The sequence below is a fragment of the Nitrosomonas sp. HPC101 genome (assembly GCF_009833125.1).
In the GTDB taxonomy this organism is placed as follows: domain Bacteria; phylum Pseudomonadota; class Gammaproteobacteria; order Burkholderiales; family Nitrosomonadaceae; genus Nitrosomonas.
In genome coordinates, this window is record NZ_QRCC01000002.1 from 1 (window position 1) to 26127 (window position 26127).

The 26127-nt window shown below is 48.6% G+C and carries 24 protein-coding genes; 4 read left to right on the forward strand and 20 right to left on the reverse strand.

The window, feature by feature from the left end:
* The 7 genes from ABO04_RS01855 to smc all read right to left on the reverse strand — a co-directional run.
* On the reverse strand, window positions 1-155 hold a 155-nt coding region (locus ABO04_RS01855; protein ID WP_240141388.1), incomplete at its 3' end, for a GTP-binding protein.
* Between the two features lie 28 nt (window positions 156-183).
* On the reverse strand, window positions 184-2274 hold the full coding sequence (fusA, locus tag ABO04_RS01860) for an elongation factor G (RefSeq protein WP_160808931.1): 2091 nt from the start codon (window positions 2272-2274) through the stop codon (window positions 184-186).
* A 74-nt stretch (window positions 2275-2348) separates the two neighbouring features.
* Window positions 2349-2819 carry a 30S ribosomal protein S7 gene (gene rpsG, locus ABO04_RS01865; protein ID WP_160808932.1) on the reverse strand — a complete coding sequence of 157 codons (471 nt, stop codon included), beginning with the start codon at window positions 2817-2819 and terminating at the stop codon, window positions 2349-2351.
* Window positions 2820-2883: 64 nt separating this feature from the next.
* On the reverse strand, window positions 2884-3261 hold the full coding sequence (rpsL, locus tag ABO04_RS01870) for a 30S ribosomal protein S12 (RefSeq protein ID WP_160808933.1): 378 nt from the start codon (window positions 3259-3261) through the stop codon (window positions 2884-2886).
* A gap of 295 nt (window positions 3262-3556) precedes the next feature.
* Window positions 3557-4102 carry a L,D-transpeptidase gene (locus tag ABO04_RS01875; protein WP_160808934.1) on the reverse strand — a complete coding sequence of 182 codons (546 nt, stop codon included), beginning with the start codon at window positions 4100-4102 and terminating at the stop codon, window positions 3557-3559.
* Between the two features lie 686 nt (window positions 4103-4788).
* Entirely contained in the window at window positions 4789-5928 is a 1140-nt protein-coding gene (locus ABO04_RS01880; RefSeq protein ID WP_160808935.1) for a cell division protein ZipA C-terminal FtsZ-binding domain-containing protein, read from the reverse strand.
* Between the two features lie 80 nt (window positions 5929-6008).
* Window positions 6009-9563, reverse strand: a complete 3555-nt coding sequence (gene smc, locus ABO04_RS01885; RefSeq protein ID WP_160808936.1) for a chromosome segregation protein SMC — start codon at window positions 9561-9563, stop codon at window positions 6009-6011.
* 79 nt (window positions 9564-9642) lie between these two features.
* On the opposite strand from smc, the gene queF reads away from it, so the two are divergent.
* Both queF and fumC read left to right on the forward strand, forming a co-directional pair.
* Complete coding sequence (gene queF / locus ABO04_RS01890; protein WP_160808937.1) at window positions 9643-10062, forward strand: preQ(1) synthase; 420 nt, start codon at window positions 9643-9645, stop codon at window positions 10060-10062.
* 34 nt (window positions 10063-10096) lie between these two features.
* Complete coding sequence (fumC, locus tag ABO04_RS01895) at window positions 10097-11500, forward strand: class II fumarate hydratase (protein ID WP_160808938.1); 1404 nt, start codon at window positions 10097-10099, stop codon at window positions 11498-11500.
* Between the two features lie 125 nt (window positions 11501-11625).
* On the opposite strand, the gene ABO04_RS01900 is transcribed toward fumC, so the two are convergent.
* The 8 genes from ABO04_RS01900 to ABO04_RS01935 all read right to left on the reverse strand — a co-directional run bounded on the left by ABO04_RS01900 (window position 11626) and on the right by ABO04_RS01935 (window position 19756).
* Window positions 11626-11763 carry a hypothetical protein gene (locus ABO04_RS01900; protein WP_160808939.1) on the reverse strand — a complete coding sequence of 46 codons (138 nt, stop codon included), beginning with the start codon at window positions 11761-11763 and terminating at the stop codon, window positions 11626-11628.
* A gap of 488 nt (window positions 11764-12251) precedes the next feature.
* Window positions 12252-12605 (reverse strand): hypothetical protein, encoded by a 354-nt coding sequence (locus tag ABO04_RS01905; protein WP_160808940.1) that lies wholly within the window; start codon window positions 12603-12605, stop codon window positions 12252-12254.
* Window positions 12606-12701: 96 nt separating this feature from the next.
* A complete protein-coding gene (locus ABO04_RS01910; protein WP_160808941.1) occupies window positions 12702-13511 on the reverse strand; it encodes a GGDEF domain-containing protein in 810 nt (269 codons plus the stop codon).
* A gap of 260 nt (window positions 13512-13771) precedes the next feature.
* Entirely contained in the window at window positions 13772-16156 is a 2385-nt protein-coding gene (locus tag ABO04_RS01915; protein ID WP_160808942.1) for an ATPase, T2SS/T4P/T4SS family, read from the reverse strand.
* A 12-nt stretch (window positions 16157-16168) separates the two neighbouring features.
* Window positions 16169-16933: a 3',5'-cyclic-nucleotide phosphodiesterase gene (locus tag ABO04_RS01920; protein ID WP_160808943.1), complete on the reverse strand. Its 765-nt coding sequence runs from the start codon at window positions 16931-16933 to the stop codon at window positions 16169-16171.
* A 396-nt stretch (window positions 16934-17329) separates the two neighbouring features.
* A complete protein-coding gene (locus tag ABO04_RS01925) occupies window positions 17330-17842 on the reverse strand; it encodes a universal stress protein (protein ID WP_345852745.1) in 513 nt (170 codons plus the stop codon).
* A gap of 22 nt (window positions 17843-17864) precedes the next feature.
* Entirely contained in the window at window positions 17865-18587 is a 723-nt protein-coding gene (locus tag ABO04_RS01930) for a TerC family protein (protein WP_160808944.1), read from the reverse strand.
* Between the two features lie 5 nt (window positions 18588-18592).
* On the reverse strand, window positions 18593-19756 hold the full coding sequence (locus ABO04_RS01935) for a patatin-like phospholipase family protein (protein WP_160808945.1): 1164 nt from the start codon (window positions 19754-19756) through the stop codon (window positions 18593-18595).
* A 319-nt stretch (window positions 19757-20075) separates the two neighbouring features.
* Between ABO04_RS01935 and pip the strand changes: the two genes are divergently transcribed.
* Window positions 20076-21020: a prolyl aminopeptidase gene (gene pip, locus ABO04_RS01940; protein WP_160808946.1), complete on the forward strand. Its 945-nt coding sequence runs from the start codon at window positions 20076-20078 to the stop codon at window positions 21018-21020.
* 155 nt (window positions 21021-21175) lie between these two features.
* Window positions 21176-21589 (forward strand): hypothetical protein, encoded by a 414-nt coding sequence (locus tag ABO04_RS01945; protein ID WP_160808947.1) that lies wholly within the window; start codon window positions 21176-21178, stop codon window positions 21587-21589.
* A 136-nt stretch (window positions 21590-21725) separates the two neighbouring features.
* Here the strand turns inward: ABO04_RS01945 and ABO04_RS01950 are convergent, their stop codons facing one another.
* The 5 genes from ABO04_RS01950 to bioF all read right to left on the reverse strand — a co-directional run bounded on the left by ABO04_RS01950 (window position 21726) and on the right by bioF (window position 26125).
* Window positions 21726-22514 (reverse strand): peptidoglycan-binding protein, encoded by a 789-nt coding sequence (locus ABO04_RS01950; protein ID WP_160808948.1) that lies wholly within the window; start codon window positions 22512-22514, stop codon window positions 21726-21728.
* 120 nt (window positions 22515-22634) lie between these two features.
* Complete coding sequence (bioD, locus tag ABO04_RS01955) at window positions 22635-23318, reverse strand: dethiobiotin synthase (RefSeq protein WP_160808949.1); 684 nt, start codon at window positions 23316-23318, stop codon at window positions 22635-22637.
* Complete coding sequence (gene bioC / locus ABO04_RS01960) at window positions 23319-24215, reverse strand: malonyl-ACP O-methyltransferase BioC (RefSeq protein ID WP_160808950.1); 897 nt, start codon at window positions 24213-24215, stop codon at window positions 23319-23321.
* Complete coding sequence (bioH, locus tag ABO04_RS01965) at window positions 24205-24960, reverse strand: pimeloyl-ACP methyl ester esterase BioH (RefSeq protein ID WP_160808951.1); 756 nt, start codon at window positions 24958-24960, stop codon at window positions 24205-24207. The genes bioC and bioH overlap by 11 nt, the downstream gene beginning before the upstream one ends.
* Before the next feature lies 1 nt (window position 24961).
* The gene (bioF, locus tag ABO04_RS01970) at window positions 24962-26125 is read right to left on the reverse strand and encodes an 8-amino-7-oxononanoate synthase (protein ID WP_160808952.1); all 1164 of its coding nucleotides are present in this window, start codon (window positions 26123-26125) and stop codon (window positions 24962-24964) included.
* Window positions 26126-26127: the final 2 nt, after the last annotated feature.

Here is a 26127-nt window from a genome sequence, read left to right on the forward strand (position 1 = left end):
GAATCTATCTGAGTGTACGACTTGGCCTCTCCACCAAATTTTCTGGTCAGTATCGTCGTGATCGCCGCCGTTAACGTCGTCTTACCATGATCCACGTGACCTATCGTCCCTACATTCACATGCGGCTTTACCCGCTCAAATTTACTTTTCGCCATTACGCCAACCTCTTTTTATTTAATAGCTCTATTTTTTACTGATAATTGCCTCAGCCACATTTTTGGGAGCTTCGGAATAGTGTTTGAATTCCATAGAATACGTTGCCCTGCCTTGAGTAGCAGATCGAAGCACAGTGGAATACCCAAACATTTCCGCCAATGGCACCTCTGCTCGTATAACCTTAAACCCTGGAATATCATCCATTCCCTGAATAATTCCGCGACGTGAAGATAGATCACCAACCACATTACCCATAAACTCAGATGGTGTTTCTACCTCCACAGCCATCATCGGCTCCAACAGAACTGGATTGGCTTTTTTCATACCTTCTTTAAAGGCTATTGACGCAGCCATCTTGAAAGCATTTTCGTTGGAATCAACATCATGGTATGAACCATCAAACAATGCAATTTTTACATCAACAACCGGATATCCCGCAAGCACGCCATTCGATAATGAATCCTGCAATCCTTTCTCGACAGCGGGAATGTACTCCCTTGGAACAACACCACCCTTGATTGCATCAACAAACTCAAACCCTTTGCCCGCTTCATTAGGCTCCATCCGTAACCATACATGACCATATTGACCACGACCGCCACTTTGCTTAACGAACTTACCCTCAACCTCCACCTGCTTTCTTATTGCCTCTCGATACGCAACTTGTGGAGCACCTACGTTTGCCTCTACCCCAAACTCCCTCTTCATCCTATCCACAATAATTTCCAGATGAAGCTCGCCCATCCCGGAAATAATCGTCTGGCCTGACTCCTCATCCGTCCTGACTCTGAAAGATGGATCTTCCTGAGCCAGTCGGTTCAGTGCAATCCCCATCTTTTCCTGATCAATCTTGGTTTTTGGCTCCACTGCCACATGTATAACCGGCTCTGGAAAATCCATACGTTCCAGCGTGATTATATGATCAGGATCACACAACGTATCTCCGGTTACCACATCCTTCAAACCTACTGCAGCAGCAATATCACCCGTTCCAACTTCTTTAATTTCTTCGCGTTGGTTAGCATGCATTTGCAACAGCCTACCAATCCTTTCTTTTTTCCCTTTAACCGGATTGAATACGGTATCACCTGATTTAACAACGCCGGAATATACCCGAAAAAATATTAGCTGCCCAACATAGGGATCTGTCGCAATTTTAAATGCCAATGCCGCAAACGGACTGCCTTCACTCGGTCCACGCTCATCTTCCAAACCATTTTCATCCGTACCCTTAATTGCAGGAACATCTAATGGGGAAGGCAGATAATCCAAAACCGCATCCAGCATAGCCTGTACACCTTTATTCTTGAATGCGGTCCCGCAGAGCATTGGAACAATTTCATTATTTATTGTTCTTGCACGAAGCCCTCGCTTTATGTCTTCTACCGACAAATCGCCCGCCTCCAGATATTTATCCATCAGCTCTTCACTTGCTTCGGCCGCAGATTCCATCATTTTTTCGCGCCAAGCAATTGCATCGGCTTGCTGAGATTCAGGAATTTCGCGTTCCTCAAACTTGGTGCCCTGACTCGCATCGTCCCAATAAATAGCTTTCATCTTCACAAGATCTATGACGCCAGCAAACTTATCTTCTGCTCCGATAGGCAACTGGATCGGCACAGGATTAGCTTTTAATCTACTTATCATTTGCTCGCGAACACGCATGAAATTCGCGCCGGATCTGTCCATTTTGTTTACAAAAGCCAACCTTGGAACACCATATTTATTGGCTTGTCGCCAAACTGTCTCTGTTTGCGGCTGCACACCACCTACCGCACAAAATACCGTACATGCCCCATCCAACACTCGCAGTGAACGCTCTACTTCAATTGTAAAATCAACGTGCCCCGGCGTATCAATTACATTAATTCTGTGTTCTGGATAATTGCCCGCCATCCCTCTCCAGAAACACGTTGTGGCAGCAGAAGTAATCGTAATACCCCTTTCCTGCTCCTGCTCCATCCAATCCATAGTCGCTGCGCCGTCATGCACCTCTCCCAATTTATGGGAAACGCCTGTATAAAACAATATACGCTCACTTGTTGTCGTTTTCCCTGCATCAATATGAGCCATAATGCCTATGTTACGATATCGTTCTAACGGATTTCTCTTCGACACTGCTATACCCTAAGATTGTTTTCTTGATAAATAGCTACAAATACGCTTAATACGCAAACAACCAAACCTAAACCTCAAAACCTGAAATGAGAAAATGCCTTATTTGATTCTGCCATCCTGTGCACCTCTTCCCGCTTCTTAATTGCCGTCCCTCGGTTCTCAGAAGCCTCCAACAACTCGCCGGCCAGTCTTAAATCCATCGACTTCTCACTACGTTTACGAGCCGCATCTCGCAACCATCGCATGGCCAGAGCACTCCTTCTTACTGACCTAACCTCGACTGGAACCTGATAATTTGCGCCACCCACTCGCCTACTCTTCACCTCTACGATCGGCCTGATGTTTGACAGGGCTTGTGTAAACACTTCCACCGGATCCTTCCCGGACTTCTTTTCTATATGACTTAAAGCACCATATATGATTTGCTCAGAAATTGATTTCTTTCCGCGCGTCATCAATACGTTTACAAATTTTGCCAGCTCCACGTTATGATACTTTGGGTCCGGCAAAATTTCTCTTTTGGGCACTTCTCTGCGTCTTGGCATTTTGCACTATCTCAGTATTTTGATATTAATTTCGCCCGACAACAACACACTCGAGCTGCGTCTCTTACGCACTTTTCGGTTTTTTCGAACCGTATTTTGAACGCGCTTTTCTTCTATCCTTCACACCTGCCGTATCCAGACTTCCACGCACGGTATGATAACGAACACCCGGCAAATCCTTAACTCTCCCACCACGTATCAGCACCACCGAGTGCTCTTGCAGATTATGCCCTTCACCCCCGATGTAACTACTCACTTCGTAACCATTGGTTAATCGCACTCTGGCTACTTTTCTGAGCGCAGAATTCGGCTTTTTAGGAGTCGTCGTATAAACACGAGTACACACTCCTCTTTTTTGAGGACAACTCTCAAGGGCAGGAACCTTGCTTTTTACTTGTTTTGCTTTACGTGGTTTGCGCACCAATTGACTAATTGTCGGCATTTTGCTCCCAGCTTTTCATACGTCCGATTTTAATTCCATTAAACAGATTTCAGGCAAGCACAATCTCCTTACGCCCTCAATCCGTGCTATTTTCACTCCATAACCTTACTTTCTTAAATAAAGGCTACATAGATATAGCAGCTAAAAAAGACTGCGAATTCTACGGTGTTATTATTTTCAAGTCAAGGTAAAGTATTCTGTTGCAGAAATTGAACCTGTCAGCTGGCTCAGTACGCTAGGCATAATAATACCTTCTGCCGAAAGTATTTTCCGGCATGCCTTCCGCAAGAAACTATCATCGTATTACAACGCGCGTACCCAATTTTATCCAAGGATTCAACTGATCAATTTGTGCGTTAGTAATCGCTATACACCCGTTTGTCCAATTAAAACGAGAATGTACTGTCTGCTCGCCCTTACCTATCCCATGAATACCGATATAACCACCAAGCGATGTATCTTGTGGTGGCGAACCCGTAGATTCAATGGTATTGGCTATATTTTCCCACACTTGCCGTGAAATTCTCCCCTCTGAAAGAGCCAGATCCGCTACTTCTTGATTAGGGTAATTGATGCCATAAAAGCGATAAAAACGATTATGTTGCTTAATCCAGCTAATTTGGAACGATCCCAATGGAGTCTGATTATCCCCTTTCATTCTTGAGCGACTCGCTCCATATCGCCCAATAGCAATGTTATCAAAAGTTAACAAGACTTTATTTTCTCGCATGATGCTCAACTGCTGCTCTGAAGTATCTATCAAAATCCATACGTTCTGAGTTGCATAACTTTGGAATGGAAATACTAACAATAAGAACAATCCAATCAATATCCAGCGCATTGTATCGCAGGCCACATTCGTTAAAAATCAAAATCCCGAGAAGCGCAACATCTGTTAATGCAACAAACAGAATTGCTGGGTGAACTCAAGCGAAGCCTCATATAGAATCCTGCTATTATTACAATAGTATTTGATACTTCCTCAAGGTTACTTACCAGGCTGAATGAAGTCGGAGCCGAACTTGGGCAGCGTCTCTTGAATGCAGGCAGATTCATGATTTGTACGGCTGTGTCTTTTCCTGTCCTTGATTGCGATCCAGACAGATTTTCAGATCCAAAATTGCAATCGACTTTGGATAACTTCCCGCGTTCCTGGATCATCATAGGATACTATCTGCTTTTTTGTCGCAGCTTGCGACATTAATAAAGAATAATATTTTCATCCCCACATGCATCAAAGATGGAACAAATAGAAAATCATAATTTATTCAAGAAACCGTCACAAAAGGGCGCGTTACCTATTTTATTACAGATACAAAGTCAAATCAGGCCAGCTTTCCTGACCGTAAACGCACGGGAGGTATTCCGGCCACCCTCCTCCTATGAGGATCGTCACAGAACGGGGTTGTAACTGACTGAGATCACACTGACACCAGCAATGCCGTTTATTGGCCTCCAGTTAAACCTGGCGCGGATGATTCTGAATATTCCTGGATTCATCCGTGGCCTGAATCACTTGCAACATTATCAATCAAATAATTTCAGCGCCGCTTCACTACCAGCGGTAATATTGTGCGCCGCCATTGTGGCCTGAATATCAACCAACTGCTGCCTACTTCTTTTTACCCCGCTTTCACTCAGCGGCACTCTGTTATCATCCACCAGAATACCATTCAATGTTGATGAAAAAAGCCTGGCGACATGAACCATCTGGTCGAACACCTTTTCACCATTCGCAACTCTCGGCACATCCAGCAGAAAGGTAACACCACGAGTGGTGAGTGTCCGCATATTTGCCGGCAAAAATAGAGCGGACTCAAAATTGCCAAGGGAAAACATTACTTCATTTGTTTCGCTATCCCGATATCTGAAAACCCCTTCGGATTCCAACCTAAAACCGGATGCCTCCGCCAGCGCACGGATTTTGGTTCCAACGAAAGCGCCACCATCCTTACTGATAATATTAACCCCCATAATCACATCAACATCAGCACAGAATTTATCCAGATCAACTGCTCTGGCATATGCCTCCGCAATATCAGGACACTCGACCTCTGCATGAATCTGTCCAGAAAAATCTTCAGCCATGTCACGAAATCTTGATAAATTGATTTCTGTTACCAGTCCCGAACGATCCACAAGCTGCAAACATCCTTTTAACTGGATATAGACATTCCCGGGACTAAGCGTATCCAGCAAAATCTCCTCCCACGGCTGTCCTTCGGATTGCAGGCCGTACCAACGCACTGGTTTTCCGTAATCGAATTTCTGCTGCAGCAAATCCATGAGTTTCTCATGCGGAACGGGTGAATCCGAGCGGATATCAGCAATATAATTGATCGTATCGTCAATACTGACAACCTTTTTCTGCACGCCAGATCCTTTCGTTACCGACTGATCCTTCACAATGTGCTGATCAGTCTGGACATGAGCCAAATCCACCATATCATCCGAAACTGACGACGTCTCATCATTGAACTGGGGCTCAATCCGTTCGTCTGCCGGAATCGGTTTGCACTCATCATTCAACAAAACATCATCATGTTCATGCCTGAATATATTCTGAACCCTGTGATGATGGCGCATCAGCTGAATCCTGTTAAAGATGACAACTCCGACAATAACTACAACACCGATAATAACCAGGCTGATTTGCAAATCACTCATAAACTGTTATCCCCTATTTGGTGCAATCAGCATGATTATAGTCGTTCTAATTGCACACAAGTAATTCATCAATAAACGTCTCAGATACACCCGAACGAATCCCCAGCCGTCATCATTTTCCCAATGTCCACCGTCACCACTCGGGAAACCCCCTGTTCACGCATGGTTACACCAATCAGCTGCTGTGCCATCTGCATGGCAATTTTGTTATGACTGATGAAAAGAAACTGGGTCTCCTTAGACATACGTTTGACCAGCTCACAGAAACGCCCTGCGTTACTGTCATCCAGCGGAGCATCCACTTCATCCAGCAGACAGAACGGTGCAGGATTCAACCGAAACAATGAAAAAACCAGCGCCAGTGCCGTTAATGCTTTTTCTCCGCCGGAGAGCAGATGAATGGAGCTGTTTCGTTTACCCGGTGGATGCGCATTCAACTGTACCCCTGCATCCAGAATATCTTCACCGCTCAACACCAGCTCTGCAAATCCTCCGCCAAAAATGGAAGCAAACAGCTCGACAAGATTCTGGTTGATCTGATTGAATGTTTCCTGCAAACGCTCCCGGGTTTCGCGATCAATCTGCCGAATAGCCTGCTCCAGTGTGGCAATGGCTTCACGCAAATCATGCGATTGTTCTTCCAGATGTACCCGGCGTGATTTTAATGCCTCCAGCTCCTGCAGCGCAGCCAGATTGACCGGGCCAAGTGCTGCAATATCTCCGGTAAGCCGATTGATACGTGTCTGCAGTTTTGCCGGTGTTTCATTGATCTGTTGCAGCACCATTTCCTGCACGATTTCCCCTAACTCCATCAGCCTGGCTGCAAACTGGGCTTCAGTTATCCCTGCTTCTTGCGCGCGAAGCCGTAGCTGACCCAACGCCTCACCACACTCAAGCAATCGTTGTTCTGCCTGCATCCGGGTTTGTTCCGTTTCCAGCAATGAATTGTCTATGTTTTCCAGCTCATTCCGAACTGCCATCAACGCCTGCTCGTGCTGATCACGCAGCACCTGCCAATGCGCAGCACCGGCAGCCAATGACGATTCATCCAGACTGACGCGATCATGCTGCAATTTATGCATGTTTTCAGTCAGGGCACCCCTGTTCCGCGTAATTATTTCAACGCGCTGCTCACAATCAATGATCCTGCTCTGGCAGTTCTGTTCGTTGAAGGCGGCTTCATGCAGCGCCTCCGATAACTGCTGCACCAGTAACCGCTGTGATACCAGCGCTTGCCCGGATAACTGACAGACGGATTCAGCCTGGCCTGCATGCGCTTCCAGCACGACTCTTTCTGCCTCACACGCAGCACACTCTGTTTCCGCCTGATATTTTTGCGATGCTTCTTCCTCAATCTGTATTGCCAGATCAGCCAGTCCGGTTTCAAGCTGAGCCTGCTGCTGTGTCACCCGCTCGATGTGTTGCGTCAACTGTACAACCTGTATCTGCCGCTCATGCCGTTGTGTTCTGCTTTCTTCGATTGCTTTACGAATTTGCACGATCTCGGCCGCGATACGCTGATAACTCTGCTCCACTTCAGCCAGATCTTGCTGTCGAGATAAAACCGATCGTTCGATTTGTTTACACTTTTCCCCGATCTGCGCGATTTCACGCTGGCGCTGCAGGATGCCATGTACCTCAGAATCAGGTGCGAAATAATTCACTCCGCAATCGGTAATACTATGTCCTTCCGCAGTCACCAACATCTCGCCAGAAACAAGCAGCGATCGGTCAGCCAGTGCAGCCGCCAGACTATCAGTAACGAATACACCCTGCAGCCAGCTCTCCAGTATGGCCTGTACAGCCGGGTTATGACAATTCAGCAACATACCGAACGGCTTCCAGGCTCGCTGATCCGGTCGGGCCGCAGCATGATTATCCACAGGCTGATCCGGCAGCATCAATTCGCACACAGACCATTTTGCTGGCGGCCGCCGATTTTCCTGATCGGCCTCCCAATCCAGTATTTGCTCCAATCGATCGACAGCCACCGCCTGGATACGCTCACGCAGTATCGCTTCCAATGCCGTTTCCCAGCCAGACTCGACTGAAATCTGCTGCCACAGCCTCGGCAGCATATCCAGCTGATTTTTGGCCATCCATGCATTCAGCTCCTGGTTATCTTCGATCTGATCCTGCAAGCGTTGCAGAATATCGCGCTGAGCATTTACCTGGACCATATCGTGCTGCAGCGACTGGACGATCTGCCGCATGGTATCGCGTTCCTGCTGCGCACCACATATCTGCGTTTCCAGCTCACCGAGTGCATACTGATTCTGCTCCAGCAGAGCAGCAAGTTCTGCTGACTCCATCTGCAACTCATCCAACTGCGTCGAGTCAATCTCCGGCTGGTACAGCTGCTCTTCCAGCAAGCGCTCGCGGCGCACCATCAACTGACGCAACGTTTTTTCAGCGTATGTCCGCTGACTTTGCTGCAATTTCTCATTCTGTCTGGCCAGCGCCAGTTCTTCCCGCAAGCCGGTCAACTGCACCTGGTCCGCTTGTGCAGACGATTCCATTTGTGGCAGCTTCCCGGCCTCCGCGGCGTGTTTCTCTTTGCAAGACAAGTGATAACTTTTTGTCTGTTCCAGCTTGCTCTGCCAGGATGCCAGATTTTCATTCACTTCATTCAATTGCTGCTCGTGATTATGCAACTGCTGCGCAGCCTCGGTAATTTGACGATTGAGTTGCTCCCTGTTTGCGCGGATGTGATGGATGTTCTGTTCGATACGTATCATTTCACCATCGGCAGCATACAATTCTCCCTGGATCTGATGTTGACGATCATTCACGACCCGGTGATGCATACGCAGTTCATCCAGCTGTTCACCTGCTTCCTGCACACTTGACCGGATAATTTCCATTTCCTGCGTCAGACGTTCAATCGCTCCCTGTGCTTCACGCCATGATTCAGCAGCCTCCTGCCTACGCAATGTCCATAGTGCATGCTGCGCAGCGGTCAATTGTTTGTGCCAATCCTGGTAGCGGGTTGCATGTTCTGCCTGTGCCTCAAGGTGCTGTTGCTGCTTGCCCAATTCCTGGAGAACATCGTCTACACGCTGCAGGTTGCCGCGCGCATCACTCAGACGTAATCCAGTTTCACGGCGTTTCTCATGGTATCTGCTGATACCGGATGCTTCTTCAAGAAATGCACGCAGCTCCTGCGGCCTGGCCTCGATAATACGAGAAATCATCCCTTGTTCGATGATGGCGTAGCCACGCCCGCTGACACCAGTCCCCAGGAACATATCGGTGATATCCCGACGGCGTACACGAATATTATTGATGTAATAAGACGACTCTCCATCACGCTGAACGACACGCCTGATGGCGATTTCGCTGTAGGCTTTCCACTGGCCCGCTGCCTTGCCCGCACTGTTATCAAAAATCAGCTCCACACTGGCCCGGCCGACTGACTTGCGTGTGGCTGATCCGTTGAAAATCACATCCTGCAGCGACTCCCCCCGTAATGCCGAGGCACGCGACTCTCCCAGTACCCAGCGCACCGCGTCGATGATATTGGACTTACCGCAGCCGTTCGGTCCAACGATTCCGACCAGATTCCCCGGTACAGGCACCACTGCAGGATCGACAAATGTTTTGAAGCCGGCCAGCTTGATTTCGGTCAGGCGCAATTTAAAAGGTAAACGGTTATAATTTCAGCAGAATAGGTCATTCTAAACGATTTTCCTGCTGTAAAAATTTGAGGAAACCATGACTACCCAACCTTCGAAGCAACTGGAGACCTTTGAAAATCCCGTACAGACACGGGATTATCGAATTCACATGGAAATACCAGAGTTTACCTGCTTGTGCCCTAAAACTGGTCAGCCGGATTTTGCGAGGCTGACGCTGGACTATATTCCCGACAAAAAATGCATCGAGCTCAAGAGTCTCAAGCTCTATATCTGGTCATATCGTGATGAAGGTGCCTTTCATGAAGCGGTAACCAATCAGATTCTGGATGATCTGGTGGCTGCCATGAAGCCCCGCTTCATCCGGCTGACCTCGAAATTTTACGTGCGCGGAGGAATTTTCACTAATGTCGTCGCAGAGCATCGCAAAAAAGGCTGGCGGCCTCAAACACCGGTATCGCTTGAAGCTTTCGGGCAACAATTCAACACCCACGGATAAGCATAACCAGTCAACTCGTTTTGGAAAATAGTCTATGAATCAATATCGCGAAGAGTACGACACAATGGGTACCGTGCAGGTTCCTGTCAACGCTCTCTGGGGTGCGCAAACACAACGATCCCTCGAAAACTTCGTCATTTCAGGCGAACGCATGCCAACAGCATTAATTCATGCGCTGGCAGTGGTTAAACGTGCGGCCGCCAGCGTCAATCAGGAACTGGGATTACTGGAAGAGACAATTGCCCGAGCAATCATTGCTGCAGCTGACGAAGTGCTGACGGGTAAGCATAACAGCGAATTCCCACTGCTCGTCTGGCAAACTGGTTCCGGTACGCAAACCAACATGAACATGAACGAAGTGCTGGCCAATCGCGCTTCAGAAATCCTGGGCGGGACACGCGGCAAGGATCGCAAGGTACATCCGAACGACCATGTCAACAAGGGGCAATCCTCCAATGATGTTTTTCCTACAGCCATGCACATTGCTGCCGTGGAAGCCATCCGCAACCAGCTCATTCCTGCACTGGAAGCTTTGCGTAAAACACTGGCTTCCAAATCAGCAGCATTTTCCGATATCGTCAAAATCGGCCGCACCCATTTACAGGATGCCACACCACTGACACTGGGGCAGGAATTTTCAGGCTATGTTTCACAGCTTGATCATGGGCTGGCTCACCTTGAATCCGCACTGCCGCATCTGCTGGAACTGGCACAGGGAGGAACCGCTGTAGGAACCGGTCTTAACACTCACCCGGAATTCGCGCAACGTGTCGCGGCAGAAATTGCGCGCCTCAGCGGTTATCCTTTTGTAACCGCGACCAACAAATTCGAGGCATTGGCCGCACATGATGCACTAGTCCATGCACATGGGGTGCTGAAAACACTGGCGACCGCACTGATCAAAATTGCCAACGATATCCGCTGGCTGGCATCCGGTCCGCGCTGTGGTATTGGTGAAATTCTTATTCCGGAAAACGAACCGGGAAGCTCGATCATGCCCGGAAAAGTCAATCCCACCCAAGCAGAGGCGGTTGTTATGCTGGCGTGCCAGATTATAGGAAATGATGTTGCAATCAATCTGGGCGGCGCCATGGGGAATTTTGAGCTTAACGCCATGAAGCCACTGATTATTCACAATTTTTTACAAAGTACACGTTTGCTCGCGGACGGCGCAAAAAGCTTCAATACACATTGTGTAACGGGCATTACCGCTGATACAACGCGTATTCAGCAGCATTTACAAAATTCATTGATGCTAGTCACTGCACTTAATCCTTATATCGGCTATGACAAGGCATCTGAAATTGCCAAAAAAGCCCACCATGAAACACTAACGTTAAAAGAAGCCGCGATCAGGCTTGGTTACATTACAGCAGAACAATTTGACGTGTGGGTTAACCCGCACAAAATGGTGGGAAGAACAAAAGAAGGTCTATAGGGCAGAAATCTGTCACGCCCCCATCCAAATGGATAACCAATTCAGCTTAATAACTGGAGCTAAAAACAAGGCGGTTTGAATTCTTGATTCAAACCGCCTAACGTGGTACACGAAGTACTATAAAATTAGTACTTACCGCCAAATCCACCAAACCAGATCATCATCCCAATCGCAAGAAAAGAAACTGTAGCAACAACAATTACTTTCCATGCTTGCTGATTCTTCGCTGCTTCTCTCTGGGTTGTCTCTGCATCATATCCCATAGCCTTATCCTCCTAATTAATTAAATACTTTTATCTCTTCTCAGATAAACTCCCACTCGCTCGGGAAACCGATAGTGACTTTATTAGTCCAGATACCCGACACTACTCGCTTTATGCACCTACTACCTCTGTAAATCCACAAAGCTAAAAAGATTCTAACCTAGATTTTTTGACAATGGAAGCAAAAGCAAAGGCTCTGTCAAAGGATACACACAAAAAATAAAATGCTGAATCGAACTCATTACTCAGGTTTTCCTGGGCGAAGCTGACTAATGCATATGATTGGCCCAATCCAGAGCATCGAGCCCCGCTTTTGCCAAGTCAGCCTGATCCAGAAACCCAAGCCTCGCTAATAACACTCTCTGCTTGTTCCATATCCCTCTTTTCCCTGGCTTCCATCACGGAATTAACCATGCACAAAAGACTATAACTCAAGTTTGGCTCGTACTTGAATAACCGCTCAATCTCATCAATTTCGGCGTCACGCATCACAGCGACAATAATCTCGGAAACAGCCTGCTGGATTTGATCTTGCTACCCGAAACAATAATAGGCCTGGCAAAGAAATCACCCTGAAACATTTCAAATCCCATATCCGTATACATCCTGGCCCGCTCTAGGCTATCCACCTTCTCCGCCAGCAAAATCACCAGCCATGCCTTCAGTTCAATGCTGCATGACCTCGGGAGTAGGTGTAATCGTCCCCAGCAGTAACTCATGATTAATATTGAAAATCCACGCAGATTACCAAGGACATGCCGGATACCCAGATAGCCGTACGCATTCACCACCACGTTGGCAGAAGCATGAAAACCATCCGAAACTTCTGCCTGGCTATTCACTTGCTATCCGAAATAAGAGCTCACAGGCAATCAGATTCTGATTGCGGTCCAGCATTAACTGCTTGCCCAGAAAAATATTTCCATTGAGTCCAATTATCAAGGGGCGACCATGATGCGGCCCTTACCGGATTTCTTGGCCTGACAAAGTGCTTCATCTGCACGTTTAAACAAGGATTTCTGACTTTCACGAAGCTGACGGAAAGCAACACCACCACTGAAAACAATTGGAACAGGATTACCATCCATGTCTGCAAGTGTTTTTTTGGAGAAACTATTCTGCAAGCGCTGCATCACCCAGACTGCTGACTCCAGCGTGACGTCCGGCAGTAATACAACAAATTTCTCACCGCTGTAGCGGGCGACCACATCACTTGGCCGCAGCGATTTTTTCGTCAGCTTTACCAGGTGAATCAAAACATCATCACCGAACTGATGACCATAGACATCATTGATTCGCTTGAAATCATCCAGATCGAACATGACCGCACACAATGTATTCTCGTTTCGATCAGCACGCGCCGCCTCCCGCAAATAAATCGCATCCAGACCACGCCGGTTGAATGCGCCCGTCATCTGATCGTAATGCACAAACTCCCGCAGCTGCTCAAGCTCTTGCTTGAGCAGCTCGATCTGGTTTTCAGCAAGCCGCACCTGCTCCTGCGCGCTGTATATCTCATTACTGTAACGCAGACTCCTGGTTTCACCCAATACTGTATCCAAGATATCAATGATCTCGTCTACATTACTGGTTTCCCGGATTCGACACGCGTATTGCTCAACCTGCTGGCTATATTCGTCCGCACCCGCTATCGGTTTCTGATTTTTCTCTTCAATCTTATTTTTTTTCTTGCCAGCAATCGAAGATTTGACCAGCTGCAATACCTTTTTTTCATCTGAAATCTGCATGATCATCCTCCTGGAACTACACCGCAATAGTTGTAATTTTCCGGAGCAATCCGGGAAATTATCTGAGAAAAATATCCGCCCGGATTCGGAAAAAACCCTGCTACCAAGCATTTATTTAGCAATAGAAAGGCTAACAGAAGCTGCTTGAAACAAAGGAAAGAATTGAAGGAAAACCGTGCCAGTATTCAGTCATGCGATTGTCAGGCATTTATGAATATCAACGAAACAAGAGGTTGTTTGACAAGCTATGCGGAAATTCTTTATTTGATACACACCGCACGCACCTGATGAATATCGGTAATTCCCTGCAGCACCTTCTCTATCCCATCCTGCTTCAGAGTACGCATGCCATCACCCAGTGCGGTCACCAGCATTTCAGTGACACGTGCGTGTTCCTGTATGTTTTTCTTGAGTGCATCAGTCGCCGCCAGTAATTCATGCAGACCAACCCGACCCGCATAACCGGTTTCTGTACAGTGCTTGCAACCGATCGGCTGATACAGAGTAATCTGTCCATTTTCATCACCATATTGCTGAATCCAGCGCGCTTCAATTTCACGATAGGCCGCGTCGGGATCAGCCTTGAAGGGCTCGATATTTTTCAACTCCTCACAATATTCTGTCAGTAACGCACGAATTTCTTCTTGGCTGGCCGTATACGGTTTTTTACATTTGCACAATCGCTTAGCCAGGCGTTGCGCCAGAATCCCCAGCAATGCATCAGCAAAATTGAATGGATCCATACCCATATCCAGCAAACGAATAATAGATTCCGGAGCACTATTGGTATGCAGCGTAGCAAATACCAGATGCCCGGTAAGTGAGGCTTCAATACCGATTCCAGTCGTCTCCTTGTCTCGCATCTCACCCACCATGATGATATCCGGGTCCGCTCGCAGAAAAGATTTCATGATTGTGGCAAAAGTCAGGCCAGCCTTGGCGTTAATTTGTACTTGACGTAATCCTTTCTGAGTGATCTCAACCGGATCTTCTGCCGTCCAGATTTTGGTTTCCGGCCGGTTCAGATACTTAAGAATAGAATGCAGTGTTGTCGTTTTACCGGAACCAGTCGGTCCGCAGACAAAAAATAATCCATAGGGTTTACTGATAATCGATTTCAGCTGCGCCTGGTTGGCAGGAGTGAACCCCATTTTTTCCAACGGAATCGGTTCACCTGCAGTCAGAATACGCATAACAACATCTTCTACACCGCCAGCTGAAGGAATAGTCGCAACCCGAAGCTCGATATCAAGCGGTGCGAACTTGCGAAACTTGATCTTGCCATCCTGTGGTTTGCGTTTTTCCGAAATGTCCAGATCACACATAATCTTGATGCGTGTCACCAGTGGATTACGATAATTGGCAGGAATTTCAATATAGGGCATCAATGAACCATCTTTACGGAAACGGACACCGGTTTTTCCCTTGCCGGGCAAGGGTTCGATATGAATATCCGAAACACCCATTTTATAGGCATCCATAATAATGCGATTCACCAGCTTAACCAGTTCATTGTCTGCAGCTGCCGAAGTTTCATCCGCTTCAGCCTCCCTGATCTCCTCTATGCCTTCTTCCAGATTGGAGAGCATGTCATCAATGCTGCCACCCAGATTTTCCACTTCCGCACTACCATAGAATAAATCCAACGTGGCCTTGAATTCACGACGGGTACAAACCGTATAGATGATCTTCTTGTACTTCGGAAAGATCTGATTAACAATACGCAGCGCCTTGATACGCTCTGGATCCAAGGCCAGCACGACCAATCCATCATTTCCGTCATCTATCGGCAACCAGCTGTTACTCTGAACAAACTCCCGTTTAAGATTTTTCAGCAGATCCATCGGTTTAACTCGATCTGACTTGTAACCTTCGTATTTCACACTAAAAAAACTGGCCAAGGCCTCACCTATTTGCATGACGCCGATACCCAATTCATCAATTAATACATCTTCCAGATCACAACCCATTTCACGCGCCCGCCTGGTCGCCAACTCAAACTCGCTGGTACTGATCACCATATCGACAATCAGCTGATCATAACGGGTCTTGCCTAACAGCCGTTGCATCCGATACTGTTTAAAGGCAGCTGCCAATACCTGGCAGACTTCACCCAAATGATCAACTATCTTTTGCGAGAAAGGCTCATCAGCCCGGTTATTGATGAGCTGCACCACACCCAGAAAATCGTTATCACCGCTACTTAGAATCGGTGCCACAAGCATCTGTTTAGTCCGATATCCTGTCCGCTTATCCGCTTCTTGCAGAAAACGCGAGTACTCCCCCTGCCTTCCGAGCTCATTCCGATCATAAACATCCGCGAAATTAACAATTTTCCTGTGTAAAGCCACAAAGCCGGCAACACTCTGTTCATTAATCGGTAATGTCAAATCTTGGCAGGAATCCAGACCGGTTTTAACACGCGAAATAAGGCTGGTTCTATCACTACTTACGGAATAGATCGTCAAGCGATCTGCATTAAACGCCTCGCAGATATCCTGGTTTATCTCAAACATGATTTCGTCGATATCTCTCGCTGTGTGAATTTTGTCGATCACAGATCGCAAACACCCAGCAGAATCGGATGAAATGTCGACTTTGGAAATAACGCCCAAACCCGTCTGAAAAGACTGAGATGTACGCATTTTTACGCTATCCTAAAATTCAAATATATGATTACTCATCAATCTATGAGGGCTGAAACACGTAACGCCAGCCAGAATTTCACGCATAGTGACTTCTGCCTCGCCCTGTCGCAGGTGAGTAATATATATTTCGGCATCACGCTGCAATTTATTCAATTCATCAGCGAGCATAGCCGGATAAAAATGTCCGGAACGTATTGCGAGATCCTGATTAGCGTTACTGAAGGCAGATTCGATAATTAAATAGCGCAGGTTCGTAATCTGATTGATTGCTTCCCATAACGCGTCACTGGCCGTGGTATCGCCTGTAAATACTAAACTGGATCGCCCGGAATCAAGCTGAAAACCCACAGCTGGAATAACATGATGCGCCGGCACAGGCGTTATCTTACGTGAACCCAACACCACAGTTTCACCCACAGCAATTGGCTCATAACGCATGTAAGGGCAAGCTGCATTGGGAATACAGGAAAAATCCGGCCAGACATGCCAGTTAAAAATATGTGTCTGTAAACACTTCAGCGTGGATGGCAAAGCATGCACAACCAGCGGGCGATCACGCAGACTGCCCGTTGTATCTACCAAAAAAGGAATAAAAGCAGTATGGTCCAGATGGGCGTGCGTAACAAATACATGGTCAATTTTCGACAGTTCATCCAGAGAAAGCGTGCCAACCCCGGTACCAGCATCGATGAGAATATCTTCATCCAGCAACATCGCGGTCGTATGAGAATTTGCTCCTATTCCTCCACTACAACCCAATACTCTTAATCTCAAAACTACAAACCCTCCATTCCAGAATCAGCCCGAACGCGACAGTTGATCACTTTCGACTATCTCAACGGTTATACGAACACTGACCTTCACCGCCTCGATCAGGTACATCCATCGGACGAGCACGCCATGCGGCGTTGTCCCATATTGCGCACAAGGAGTGTGCGACCTTTCGTCGTATCCTGTCTAGCAGCGTGATGCGATACTAAGGCACCTCTGAAAAACGCTACCAGGCTAACCCGCAGGACGAGGTGCTGGTACCGAGTAAAAGGCTGAGCTTTACATAATAAATGAGCATTTTAAGCCACCTTTTAACGCAAAAATGGCAATGCAGATAGTTTTTACAGAGATTCCCTCGGTTTACTGCAACAAATGGAGACTTACGGTCGATTTCCACTATTATTTAAGCAACAATACTGGAACAGTTGAAAGTTGAATCAGCTTGTTAGCAACAGAACCAAGTAGCAAACCCTTAACGGCTCCCAACCCGCGTGGGCCAATAATGATCTGGTCGCACTTTATTTCTTCAGAAAACTGCAAAATCATAGGCACAATTTCTCCTACTACAATATGGTGTCGGTAAGCAACACCCTTCTCTTCTAGGTGATCACGTGCCTGCTGCAAGCCCTTAAGCCCTTCCTCACGATAATAATCCCCGATCTCTTCTTTACTAACAAACATGGAAACATTACCCGTCAAAGGAATACGCACGTTCAACAAATGAATATCCGGTCTTTCACGATACCAGTCGAGCCGTTTTACGAATTCCTCAACCGCCCGCTGGGAAGCTTCAGAACCATCTACAGGTAGTAGCATTTTTAGCATAAGATCCCCTCTTTTCACGTGTAATCCATCACAAACAACACTGCAATAATCAGCCAGCACCAAGAACTTATAATCCGATCCTTCCACAACACATGCTGCCTGACCGGATTCAATCTTTTTTCAGCAAATCGACCGAAACACCTCTCTTTTTATGTATCCGTATTGCCAGCCATTTTCCGATGCTGATAACCAGCAACGCGCTTCCCACTGGCGCAAGCCAATGCAGATAAGCAGCCTGCGTATCCACCCATTCCTGGCTAACCGTATCAGTCGTCAATAATCCGCCCGCAATCCAGCCTAACAAACCGGCACCAGCAACAATAATAACGGGAAAACGCTCAATCCACTTCATCACCAGCTTGCTACCCCAAACAATGATGGGAACGCTGAACAACAAACCAAATATCACCAGCGCCAGGCTATCCTTAGCCGCACCTGCAATGCCCATCACATTGTCCAGACTCATCACTGCATCAGCGACAACAATGGTTTTGATGACACCCGACAAAGTTGTCGCGCCTCCTTTCACGACCGGTCCGCTCTCGTTGATGGCCGGCTCCGGTAACAACAGCTTAACGCCGATCCACAACAACAAAAAAGCACCGATTATTTTCAGATAAGGCAACGTCAATAGTTGAAGGGCAAAAAAAACCAGCAGAACACGTATCCCGATCGCTCCCGCCATTCCCCAGAATATGCCCTGATTACGCTTATTTTCAGGTAAATTCCGGCATGCCAGCGCGATGACTACCGCATTATCAGCACCCAGTGCAATATCAATAGCAATAATCTGAAAAACGGCAACCCAGAACTGGGGATCAGTCACTTCCATAATGCTTACTCCTGTTGCCCGGAAATAAACGCGAGTACCTCATCCTGCTGCCGCATCGTGTCCTGATAACCCAAATCAATCAATGCCCGGCAAAAGGGTGCCTCAAATAACACATAACTGAGCATAGCCGAACCTTTTGGCCCCATTGCCCCGGCAGCATGAAAAAAATAGCGAATTGCGCGTGGCAAGCTGCTGGCATATGCCTGCGCCAGCTCATCAATTCTCTCACTCGGAGTGATTACCATACAGGCCACCGTACGTAGCAAAGGCGTATTTCCCACTTGCACCTCAGGAATCAGGCTGAGCGTCTGGTTGATGCGCTTCAAACGCTCAAGATCCGCATCCAGACCATCCAGAAAAATACTGTTCATCACATGTCCGGCAATCTGTGCCGGAGGCGGATAGCCGGTCACCTTGATACGTTTGCAATCAACCTCTTTTTTTTCGTTTACCCCAATCACCAGCAAGCGATCTGCCCCCAGATGCAATGCTGGGCTCAATGGCGCAAACTGCCGCATGGAACCATCACCAAAATATTCGCGATTTACCCGGATTGCCGGGAAAATCAGTGGGATCGAAGCAGATGCCACCAGATGCTGAATACCAATGCGCGATGGAACACCGATACGTTGTGCACGCTTCCAGGGAATGATGCTGGGGCTGGCCTGATAAAAAGTAACAGATTGCTCGGAAGCATAGCCCCAGGCCGTTATGCCAAGTCCATGCAACGCCCCTGCATGGATACTTCTGCGTATGCCTCTGAAGGGTAAATGACAAGCCAGCAATTGCCGGAGTGGCGTATTGTCCAGCAGCGAAACCGGTTTTCCCGCCATTCTGCTCGATACGAGCGAAACAAAATAACGTAGCGCGTTATTTAACACGCCGATCAAATCAGAACGATAAATCTGGCCGGTATGAAGATTGCCCCATACGGTCTCCAACCGTTTAACTCCCGTAGAAAAATGAGTTGCTGCCATGGCAAGACCGGCAGCGTTGATCGCTCCGGCAGAAGTACCGCAAATCACTGGAAAAGGACTACGTGCATGCGGCGGCAGCATTTCGGCAATGGCCCGTAATACACCTACCTGATAAGCCGCCCGCGCGCCACCGCCAGTCAGAACCAGGCCCAACCTTGACTGCTGCGAATCATCTTGGGGTATTCCGCTCACTACTCCATCCCGATCTGTATCGGCATCATTATTTATACTCCTGCTTATGTTTTCAGATTTCCTGTTCAGCTCACAATATGCAAGACATAACATCCTGCACAACACCTGATCAATCAATAGATACACCGGTATCCGCCGCTCGCGCGACTATACAGTAACTCCCGTACTCATGAGATATTCTCATAAACCTCACATTCGCAAAAACAGGTTAACGATAATCCCATCAACTACCAATCACAGCTCTGGCATGACAAAGTGCTAAAATGCCGCAATACAAGCACAACTGCATTTTCCTGAAAACCCGACATATCCACTTATCATGATACAGACTGAACTTTTCCCCCTTGTTGAACCTTATGATCACGGCATGCTACCACTGGATAGCATTCACACCATGTACTGGGAACAATCAGGCAACCCGGATGGCGTCCCCGTCCTGTTCCTGCATGGTGGGCCTGGCGCCGGCGCTTCTCCGGAACATCGCCGTTTTTTTGATCCACACTATTACCGGATCATTATTTTCGACCAGCGTGGCGCCGGACGTTCAACGCCGCTGGGCATCACCAAAGACAACACCACACCACTACTGATCGAAGACATCGAAACCTTGCGCTGCCATCTCGGCATCAGACAATGGCTGATTTTCGGCGGATCGTGGGGTAGCACACTGGCACTTTCCTACGGTGAGGCACATCCTGAAAGCTGCCTGGGATTTATTCTGCGTGGCATTTTTCTGTGCCGCCCAAGAGAAATCGACTGGTTCTTATACGGACTGCGCACACTGTTTCCTGAAGTATGGGAAGAATTTACCGCACCGCTGTCAGCAGAAGAACGACAGGATATTCTGTCAGCTTATTATCAGTTATTGATGCACCCCGATCCTGCAGTGCACATGCTCGCCGCCAAAGCCTGGAGTCGTTATGAAGGCAGCTGCTCAACCCTGCTGCCCAATCCTGACATCGTCAATCATTTTGTCAGCGACACAGTGGCATTGGGACTGGCCAAGATAGAAGCACACTATTTTAAAAACAATATTTTTCTGCCGGAAAACAGCCTGCTCGACAACCTGCATAAAATCCGCCACCTGCCCGGCATCATCGTCCAGGGACGTTATGACGCCGTCTGCCCGATCACCAGTGCGTATGATCTGCATAAAGCCTGGCCGGAAGCAGACTACATCGTCGTCAATGATGCCGGCCATTCAGCCTGGGAGCCCGGTATCCAAACTGAACTCGTCAAAGCCACCGAGAAATTCAAATCCTGACCTCACTCTCCGAGCTAACGAACATTCATGAATACAGATTCTTTTATCTGGCTGCCACCTCGCGTTTGCATTGTAAATCAGCCCAGATAATACGTCACAGGTGATGTGCGAAACGCACGTATCTGAGCACAAGCGTTATGTATCAGGAAAAATCAGTGCTTAAGCCAGTAGTGCAGGAAGAAACCACTGGATGTGGTATTGCGTCCGTTGCCAACATTCTGGGTAAAACGTACTCAGAAATGAAGATCAAAGCCAATGCTATGGGCATTCATGCTTCGGATAAATCTTTGTGGTCGGATACTCAGTATGTCAGATGTATGTTGTCGAATGCTGGAATCAAAATATCCGAGAACGAAATTCCGTTTGAATCCTGGGAGGTACTGCCCGATCTGGCTTTGTTGTCCATCAAGCATCATCAGGAAGAAGGCAAAAATTTCTGGCATTGGGTTGTATTCAAACGAGTAGATGATCAGCCTTTTGTGCTGGATTCAGCCAGCGATTTACCATCCAATATCCGCCAGGATTTCGATGTTATGCAACCAAAATGGTTTATCAAGGTTAATCCATAACAATCAAGAAATCTCTGAAAAGCCACCTGTGCCACCAGGCTCAGACCGGCAGCAACGCCATGCTCGTCAGTGTGCCCCTCAAGGATGGTTTCCTGTGCGATCCGACGTTGAATCCAGTCGCTTGATTCGATGGTAATTAGCTGCGCAGTTTGGCCCAGGTGTTTTTGCCAACAATGCCATCGACGGCGAGGCTATGATTTTTCTGAAATGTCATGATGGCCAATTCGGTGGCGGCACCAAAATCACCGTCAATTGATAAGGCAAATCCGGCTTTGTTCAGCAGTTTTTGCAGTTCTGCCACGCCCGCACCAAAGGAGCCGCGATGCAGGATAGTGGTGTGGCCACCTTCATTTGCGGCAATGATCAGTCCTTCAATTTTTGCCAGCTCGGATTTGGCTTTAATCAGATATTGGCGGCGATCTTCCAGGCCGTTGAGTCCACCATTGACAAGTCGAGTAACAGCAAACAGATCATCCTGCTCGGCTTTGGCGTTGATATTGCGCATTTTCCAGTATTCGCAGGCAATTTTGAGTGAATTGACCGGCTCCGCCGCCAATTCGGGGGCTTCTTCCAGTGGTAAATCCAGAAGCGGGCCGATTTTGCGATAGTTGGCCCGGCCGGTCAGTTGAATCAGTCCACGACCTTTGTAACGTTTGCCATCTCCGCGTTGTGTGTTCCCTAAATCATGTCTGCCTTCGTATGCAGCGCCGGAAGCATATTCTTCTGTCGTGACAAAGCCATCGCATTCGTGTGTAACTTGCCCCATGAAGTGGGCAATTCGCAGTCGCGTGTTGATGGCATAGTGGTTGAGCGTGGATGAAAAAATGGCTGAAATGGCGCCAATTATCTGTTCTTGTTTTTGTTTCCTGCTGCCGGAAAAACGAGGGACGATGGCCAGAATAAAATTTCCATCTACTGGAATCACGTTTGTCCTCCCGTGTTATATACGCAAAACGCAGAGGTCAGGTCCAAAATCAATAACGATTGTTATCCTTATTTTCTTGGTTATGGATCTGATTTTTTGACTACACGTCAGGATACCCGGTCATCGCAATCTGGAAAGATCAATACGGCGCGCCAGCTGTTGCGCGTCGGGTTGCGCCTGATACGGCAATACACCCAGTGGCGGACAATCCAGCCACTCGGCCAACGTCTGGATATTCGCTTCCAGCTGCAATATCGCTGGATCCATAGTATTGGCAACCCAGCCGGCCAGTGTCAGTCCACCAGATTGAATCGCCTGAACTGTCAGCAATGTGTGATTCAGCCAGCCCAGCCGTATTCCCGCAACCAGAATCACCGGCAACCCCAGCAAGCTGGCGAGATCGCCGGTGTCGTAACGACGCGTAACAGTATCAGATGCAGATAGCGGTACTTTAAACCCTCCCACGCCTTCAACAATGGTCACGTCTGCTACTGCCATCAGATTTTGGCAGGCTTGCTGAATCGTTTGAGGATTAATATCAACACCGGTCTGCTGCGCCGCGATATGCGGTGCAATGGGCTCCTCAAAAGCATAAGGGTTGATCAAAGCCTGCGGCATACGGATGTTGCTGGCAGCTTGCAGATGTTCCACATCCGGCCAGATGCCGTTCTCACACCCGGCGGCAACCGGTTTCATACCCACTACCGTATGTCCTTCCGCCGCAAACGCATGCAGCAGCGCACAGCTCACCGTGGTTTTACCGATCCCGGTATCGGTGCCGGTGACAAAAAAACCGACTGGCATTCAGGGCTCCAGCCCCAGTCTGCGCCGTGTCTCCGGTTTCAGCTGCACTGTACGTGATTCCGGTTTCCAGGCATGGCCATAGACCACTTCATAGGTTGCCGGCAGCCTGCCATCCTGGCGCAAGGTTTCGTACTGATCAATCACCTGCTGCCATGCGGCCTTGCCCATCAGGCCACGCCGACGCCCATGCGTCACATTGTGGGCACCGATTGCCTTGAGATCCCGCATGACACTCCTGACATCCTCATAGGTCAGCGTGATGTATTCCATATCCATCACCGGTAATGAAAAACCACTCCCCACCAGCATATCGCCGACATCGTGCATATCCGTGAAACGATTGACATGGTTGAACGGATCCACTGACTTGAAAACCTGCCGCAATTCCTTCAGTGTATCCGGCCCGAAGGTACTGAACATCAGCAGTCCGCCATTCTCCAGCACGCGATACGCTTCGGTAAAAGTCTGTTTGAGATCATTGCACCATTGGATCGCAAGATTGGACCAGATCATGCCGACACTGGCTTCGCGCAAGGGCAACTGTTCCATGTCCGCGCAGATATAGCCTTCAGGCTGATGACGCCCGAATGGCAGCCAGCGTCGCCAGGCGGGTAACTGCTCGGCAATGACTGTGCGTGCATGATCATGCATCGTCAACGCAATATCCATCGGCACAATCTCTGCCGCCGGATAGCGTTCAATCAGTTTACGCGTGCCGTAACCCGTGCCGCTGCCCGCATCGATAATTTTTCCGGGAACATATTTGATATATTCCAGGCGAGACAGCATGCGATCACAAATTTCGCGCTGCAGCACGGCAGACTGGTCATAGCTGGCCGCCGCCTGTTCAAACGACCGGCGCAGCATGCGCTTGTCAAGTACATGATCATAAAGCATCAAAACAACTCACAAATTGCTCAGGAAAAGAAAGGAACGGCGCATGGCCGCAGTGTGGAAACAGTTTCAACTGTGCCTGGAGCAGGTGCTGCTGCATCCATTCCGCCGCACCGACAGGCGCGATCACATCATTCTGACCATGAATCAGCAGGACAGGTTGCCTGATTTGATCCAGATCGGCCCGCAAGTCACTGGTTTGCAGAATTTTCAGCCCTGCCTGTAACGTCGCTGGTGTTGGCGGTTCAGTTTGTAGAATGCTGCGCCGCAACTGCGCCAGCACCCGGGTCTGATCTTCACTGCCACTGACTTGCAACGTCAGAAAACGGTTGAGCGTCTGGGTATAATCGCGCGCCATATTTTCCATGAACAGCGTCAAAGTATTCGCTTCCATGCCCCATGGCCAGTTTACCCGTTTAACAAAGCAGGGCGTACTGGAAACCAACACCAGCTGCTGTACACATTCCGGTGCCTGCAACGCCAGTCTGATCGCCACCTGACTACCCAGTGACCAGCCACAAACGCTGTAGTACTTGGGCAGATGCGCTGCAATCACCGTCGTCATCTGCTCCAATGATTCCAACATGCAGTCACGGCTGGCGCCATGTCCAGGCAAATCCACGCAATGCAGCCGGAAACGGTGCGACAGTGATCCGATCACACCCTCCCAAACGCCGCTGTGCATGGCCCAGCCGTGCAGCATCACCAGATCCGGCCCCGCTCCGATTATTTTAATGTGGATCGCCATATCAGTACTCAGAGAGCTCGTGCAAAGCTGTACTCAATCGGTCGATATCCGCTTCGGTATGAGCTGCAGACAAGCTGATACGTAACCGCGCGCTGCCTTGCGGCACAGTCGGCGGACGAATCGCCGGCACCCAGATTCCACGTTCACGCAGCGCCTGACCCAATCGAACCGCTTCTTGACTCTCGTCTGTCAGTAACGGCTGTATCGGCGTATTCGATGGCAGTAATTGCCACGGTAATGATTGCAGACTGTGCCGCAGCCGCTCAATCAATCTGATTAATTGATCACGCCGCCAGGTTTCTTGCTGAATCAATTGCAAACTGGTCAGCAATACATGTGACAACAATGGCGCAGCTGCCGTAGTGTAGCCGTAGGTGCGACCCTGTTGAATCAGTGTTTCAATGACAGGCATTTGCGCCGCCACAAACGCACCGGATACACCAGCCGCCTTGCCCAGCGTGCCCATGTAAATCAGGTTGGGCATATTACGTTCTGCGGCTTCCAAAAAAGACAGACTGCCCCGCCCTTCAGCGCCCAGCACACCAAAGCCATGGGCATCGTCCAGCAGCAACCAGGCATCGAAACGCCGGCATAAATCCAGCAAGGCTGCGACCGGTGCACAATCCCCATCCATACTGAATACCGCATCCGAAATCACCAGTTTGCGCCGTGCTTCAGTTACTGCCAGCTGTTTTTCCAGCGCCACAAGATCCAGATGGGAATAACGAATGAAACAGGCGCGTGACAGCAAAGCGGCATCATTGAGTGAAGCGTGATTGAGACGATCCGCAAAAATGGCATCACCTCGTCCCACCAGTGCCGTCACTGCTGCCAGATTAGCCATATAGCCGGTGGAAAACAGCAATGCACGCGGCAACCCAACAAATTCAGCCAACGCCTGTTCCAGCTCGTGGTGCGCCTGTGAATGGCCACTGATCAGGTGTGAAGCACCCGAGCCCACACCATAACGCCGTGCGCCTTCCGCTACGGCCTCGATCAGAGCTGAATGATTGGCCAGCCCCAGATAGTCATTGCTGCAGAAAGCAAGATATGCCTTACCATCAATGATGACATGCGGCGACTGCGGCCCTGCCAGCACCGGGCGGGAGCGGTACAGTCCTTCATGCCTGCGTTGCTGCAGTGCCTCGGTTAAATCCGGCAGCATAC

Bases quoted from the DNA above. Each gene is read 5' to 3' on its own strand.
- rpsG (WP_160808932.1), bottom strand. From the start codon at position 2,819: ATGCCAAGACGCAGAGAAGTGCCCAAAAGAGAAATTTTGCCGGACCCA.
- rpsL (WP_160808933.1), bottom strand. From the start codon at position 3,261: ATGCCGACAATTAGTCAATTGGTGCGCAAACCACGTAAAGCAAAACAA.
- ABO04_RS01875 (WP_160808934.1), bottom strand. From the start codon at position 4,102: ATGCGCTGGATATTGATTGGATTGTTCTTATTGTTAGTATTTCCATTC.
- ABO04_RS01880 (WP_160808935.1), bottom strand. From the start codon at position 5,928: ATGAGTGATTTGCAAATCAGCCTGGTTATTATCGGTGTTGTAGTTATT.
- queF (WP_160808937.1), top strand. From the start codon at position 9,643: ATGACTACCCAACCTTCGAAGCAACTGGAGACCTTTGAAAATCCCGTA.
- fumC (WP_160808938.1), top strand. From the start codon at position 10,097: ATGAATCAATATCGCGAAGAGTACGACACAATGGGTACCGTGCAGGTT.
- ABO04_RS01900 (WP_160808939.1), bottom strand. From the start codon at position 11,763: ATGGGATATGATGCAGAGACAACCCAGAGAGAAGCAGCGAAGAATCAG.
- ABO04_RS01910 (WP_160808941.1), bottom strand. From the start codon at position 13,511: ATGCAGATTTCAGATGAAAAAAAGGTATTGCAGCTGGTCAAATCTTCG.
- ABO04_RS01915 (WP_160808942.1), bottom strand. From the start codon at position 16,156: ATGCGTACATCTCAGTCTTTTCAGACGGGTTTGGGCGTTATTTCCAAA.
- ABO04_RS01930 (WP_160808944.1), bottom strand. From the start codon at position 18,587: ATGGAAGTGACTGATCCCCAGTTCTGGGTTGCCGTTTTTCAGATTATT.
- pip (WP_160808946.1), top strand. From the start codon at position 20,076: ATGATACAGACTGAACTTTTCCCCCTTGTTGAACCTTATGATCACGGC.
- bioD (WP_160808949.1), bottom strand. From the start codon at position 23,318: ATGCCAGTCGGTTTTTTTGTCACCGGCACCGATACCGGGATCGGTAAA.
- bioC (WP_160808950.1), bottom strand. From the start codon at position 24,215: ATGCTTTATGATCATGTACTTGACAAGCGCATGCTGCGCCGGTCGTTT.
- bioH (WP_160808951.1), bottom strand. From the start codon at position 24,960: ATGGCGATCCACATTAAAATAATCGGAGCGGGGCCGGATCTGGTGATG.
- bioF (WP_160808952.1), bottom strand. From the start codon at position 26,125: ATGCTGCCGGATTTAACCGAGGCACTGCAGCAACGCAGGCATGAAGGA.